Here is a 3,246-nt window from a genome sequence, read left to right on the forward strand (position 1 = left end):
CATCGTCACCTTCACGGGGCCGCGCCCGTCGGCGGAGATCAAGGCGTTGCTCGCGGAACAGGGAATCAACGTGTCGGTTACCAAGGCGGCATCGACCCTGCTGGACATGAACGCCCGGGGCCTGACCGAAATGGTCCGGGCATCCGTCCACTACTACAACACGGAAGATGAGATCGACCGGCTGGCCTCGGCGCTCAGCTGACCGGACGCCACCAATCCGCGGCGGCGCGGCGGCGCGCCTCTTCCAGGCGCTCGCCTTCCAGCACGAGGCACAGGTGGATCTCCGGGCGCCCCCGGCGGGACGACTCGACGACTAGGTAAAGATGGGTCCAGCTCCCCTGGCCGCGATGGACGGCGGCGAACACCCATTCGCGCCGGTCCGGCTCGCGCGCGGTGGCGCGGCTGCCGCCCGCGATCAGTTCCAGCGTGTCGGCGGGGCCGCAGAGCGGAGTGGTACAGGGACCGGTGGCGGGGACGACGGGCTGACGTTCAGACATGAATAAACCCTCCTGGCTTCCGTGCCGAGGAGGGCTGACGCAGCGGCTCGTTCCCGTATAGTTGCCGGTTCAGGCCGCATCGTTCCGTTTCCGGAACCACCACCTTGCCGGGGAAGGCAGGTTGGTGTTGGGCGCCAGCCCAACTCTTGATGCTGGGGTCCATGTACATTGTCGGACCTGCCCGGTGCAACAGCATTCTTCGATCCCTGCGACGCTATACCCCCGTTGAAAGAGCTATGATATAATCCTGAAGAATCATATAAGGGCTAAGCTTTGTCCGCCGGTACAGGGATGGCGTCACCATGGTTTCTTCTTCCCCGATCTCGCCCGACCTCATGCGGACTGCTCCCAAGGTGCGTGACCTGACGCCCCAGACGCAGGCGTTCAATCAGGAAATCAACCGGCAGGTCAGCAGCACCAACGAGGGAATGAAGGTCAATGCGCGGGTCGAGCCGCTGACCGGCGTCACCAAGTCCATCGTCGGCGAAGACAGCAAGGCAATCCAGGAAACCAATACATCGACCAAAGCGGGCGCAAAGGTCCCCACGCTGACCGGCGCCACCAGCGCCTATGTGACGGAGATGAAGTCCTCCGACCAGAAGAACGTCCAGAGCATGATCGCCGCCGCCGGCCGTGCCCGCACGCTTGGGCAGGGTCCCGGCGGCGGCACGATCGATCTGTCGGCCTGACCGGAACTGACGACCCCTGTCTCGATTCCCAGTTCCCCGAAGCGTCGATTTTCGTTGATCTACATTCTCCCCGCTCCTATTGGCTGCAAAATCTGTTAGTCAGATCGCGCGCCTGACCGGAGAGACGATCGCCATGCAAGACCAGCACTCCCATCCCGCTCCAGAGCGCCGCAAGGCAATGGACGTGATCGCAAGCCTTTTGCCGGTCGAAGGTGCCCGCATCGTGGATGTCGGCTGCGGCGAAGGCTCACTGGTCCGCGCCCTCGCCAAACGAGGCGCCCATATGACGGGCGTCGAAATCCTCGACGAGGCCCTGAACCGCGCCCGCGCCGCCCAGCCGGTCCGGGACGAGCGCTATATCAAGGGCGTGGGCGAGAACCTGCCGATGCACAACGACAGCGTCGATGCGGTGATCTTCATGAACAGCCTGCACCACGTACCGATCCCGCACATGGCGAAGGCGCTGGCCGAGACGGCGCGCGTGCTGAAGCCCGGCGGCCTCGCGCTGATCCATGAACCGGAACCGCGCGGCGGCTATTTCGAACTGACCAAGCTGGTCGACGACGAGACGGAGGTCCGGGCCGCTGCGCTGAAGGCGCTGAAATCCGTCCGGGTACTGGAAGCGGTGGATGAGGTATTCTACCTCAATCCGGTGAAGCACGAGGACTACCAGAGCTTCGCCGACCGCATGGCGGGCGTCGATCCGACACGCTCCACCCTGATCCGCACGGAGGACGCGCGTCTGCGCGCCCTGTTCCAAGCTTCCGGCGAGCAACGCGACGACGCCTGGTGGTTCGACCAGCCGATCCGGATCAACCTGCTGCGAAAGCCCGAACAGTGACCGCCTCGATTACCGAACTGCCTTTCGTCGATTACCAGTACCCCACAAAGGACCCCGTCGGCGGCCGCATCGCCATCATAGGCGAGGCTCCCGGCGCCGAGGAAGCGCGCACCGGCAAGCCCTTCGTCGGTGTCAGCGGCCGGATGCTGGACGAAAACCTGAAATCCGTCGGTCTGGACCGCGCCACCTGCCTTGTCGGCAACACCTTCCGCTACCAGCCGCCCGGCAACAAGGTGACTCACTTCTTCTCGTCGCGGACCAAGGCCAGGAAGCTTGGCGTGGAAGTCGCGGAGGACCTGGGCCCGATGGGAACCTCGGACTACTGCCTCGCCGAATACGCCGGCGAGATCGAGCACCTGCGCCGGACCCTCAACGAGATCAAGCCGGCCGTCGTCATCGCCCTGGGCCGCACCCCGATGTGGGCTCTGACCGGCCAAAGCGGCATCACGGCGCTGCGCGGCCAGGAACTCCCCTGCCGCTTGTACCCGGATGCGGTGGTGGTCCCGACCTTCCACCCCAGCTACATCCTGCGCGGCAACCGCGTCGAGGAACCCCTCTTCCACGCCGACGTGACGCTGGCCGCGAAGCGGGCCATGAAGAAGTCATGACTTGCAGCGATAACAAGGTTTAGCATAGCTTGTTATCAGCAGGCATTGTCGTCAAACGCTTTGTTGTCCGAAGGTGCGCCATGAACGTGTCCCTTACTCCCGAACTTGAACGTCAGATCGAGCAGCGCGTCGCAAGTGGAGACTACACCTCGGCGAGCGAAGTCATGCGGGAAGCGTTGCGGTTGTTCTTCAAATTCGACGAGTCCCGCTCCCGCGAGATCGACCATATGAACCAGCGAATTGCCGAGGGTCTGGCCCAACTGGATCGGGGGGAAGCAATCCCAGGTGACGAGGCGCGCCGCCTGACAAAGGCGCGGATCGCAGCACGGCGCACAGGAGACAAGACCTGACGGACTATGATGTCTTCTTCTGGACAGCCATAAAGCGATATGCCGTAGTTTATCGTAAGACGGTCCCGATTGCGATCGTTCGGTTGATCCCCTGGCGGAGACTGGAGCCCGCTCTCCTGACCCCCGCCGGGGGCTTCTGGATGTAAGACACCTCGGTATCTCATACCAAGGGCCGAAGAGATTGACCCGTGCGAATACCTTCGCCTGCGTAGGTCGGTCTAGAGCGAAGCGGCAGCCGACATAGACGCGCCTGCTTGTCGG

General features: G+C 63.6%; 6 protein-coding genes and 1 riboswitch. Of the genes, 5 read left to right on the forward strand and 1 reads right to left on the reverse strand.

All coding sequences use genetic code 11. The features are described from left to right. Positions 1–202, forward strand: a 202-nt coding sequence (locus AC5JJ6_RS05635; protein WP_496041100.1) for an aminotransferase class V-fold PLP-dependent enzyme, incomplete at its 5' end; no start/stop codon positions are given. Here AC5JJ6_RS05635 and AC5JJ6_RS05640 read toward each other — a convergent pair. Next, entirely contained in the window at positions 195–497 is a 303-nt protein-coding gene (locus tag AC5JJ6_RS05640) for a hypothetical protein (protein ID WP_496041101.1), read from the reverse strand. The genes AC5JJ6_RS05635 and AC5JJ6_RS05640 overlap by 8 nt on opposite strands. Positions 498–544: 47 nt before the next feature. Continuing rightward, a riboswitch (SAM-I-IV-variant riboswitch) is annotated at positions 545–655 on the reverse strand. A 144-nt stretch (positions 656–799) separates the two neighbouring features. On the opposite strand from AC5JJ6_RS05640, the gene AC5JJ6_RS05645 reads away from it, so the two are divergent. The 4 genes from AC5JJ6_RS05645 (at position 800) to AC5JJ6_RS05660 (ending at position 2,985) form a co-directional block, all read left to right on the forward strand. Then, entirely contained in the window at positions 800–1,186 is a 387-nt protein-coding gene (locus tag AC5JJ6_RS05645; RefSeq protein ID WP_496041102.1) for a hypothetical protein, read from the forward strand. 133 nt (positions 1,187–1,319) lie between these two features. Further along, entirely contained in the window at positions 1,320–2,027 is a 708-nt protein-coding gene (locus AC5JJ6_RS05650; protein WP_496041103.1) for a class I SAM-dependent methyltransferase, read from the forward strand. Further along, positions 2,024–2,635, forward strand: a complete 612-nt coding sequence (locus tag AC5JJ6_RS05655) for a uracil-DNA glycosylase (RefSeq protein WP_496041104.1) — start codon at positions 2,024–2,026, stop codon at positions 2,633–2,635. Before AC5JJ6_RS05650 ends, AC5JJ6_RS05655 begins: the two co-directional genes overlap by 4 nt. Positions 2,636–2,715: 80 nt before the next feature. Beyond that, positions 2,716–2,985: a type II toxin-antitoxin system ParD family antitoxin gene (locus AC5JJ6_RS05660; protein WP_496041105.1), complete on the forward strand. Its 270-nt coding sequence runs from the start codon at positions 2,716–2,718 to the stop codon at positions 2,983–2,985. The last annotated feature ends 261 nt before the right edge of the window (positions 2,986–3,246 follow it).

The organism is Skermanella sp., assembly GCF_059503625.1.

Bases quoted from the DNA above. Each gene is read 5' to 3' on its own strand.
- AC5JJ6_RS05660 (WP_496041105.1), top strand. From the start codon at position 2,716: ATGAACGTGTCCCTTACTCCCGAACTTGAACGTCAGATCGAGCAGCGC.
- AC5JJ6_RS05650 (WP_496041103.1), top strand. From the start codon at position 1,320: ATGCAAGACCAGCACTCCCATCCCGCTCCAGAGCGCCGCAAGGCAATG.
- AC5JJ6_RS05640 (WP_496041101.1), bottom strand. From the start codon at position 497: ATGTCTGAACGTCAGCCCGTCGTCCCCGCCACCGGTCCCTGTACCACT.
- AC5JJ6_RS05645 (WP_496041102.1), top strand. From the start codon at position 800: ATGGTTTCTTCTTCCCCGATCTCGCCCGACCTCATGCGGACTGCTCCC.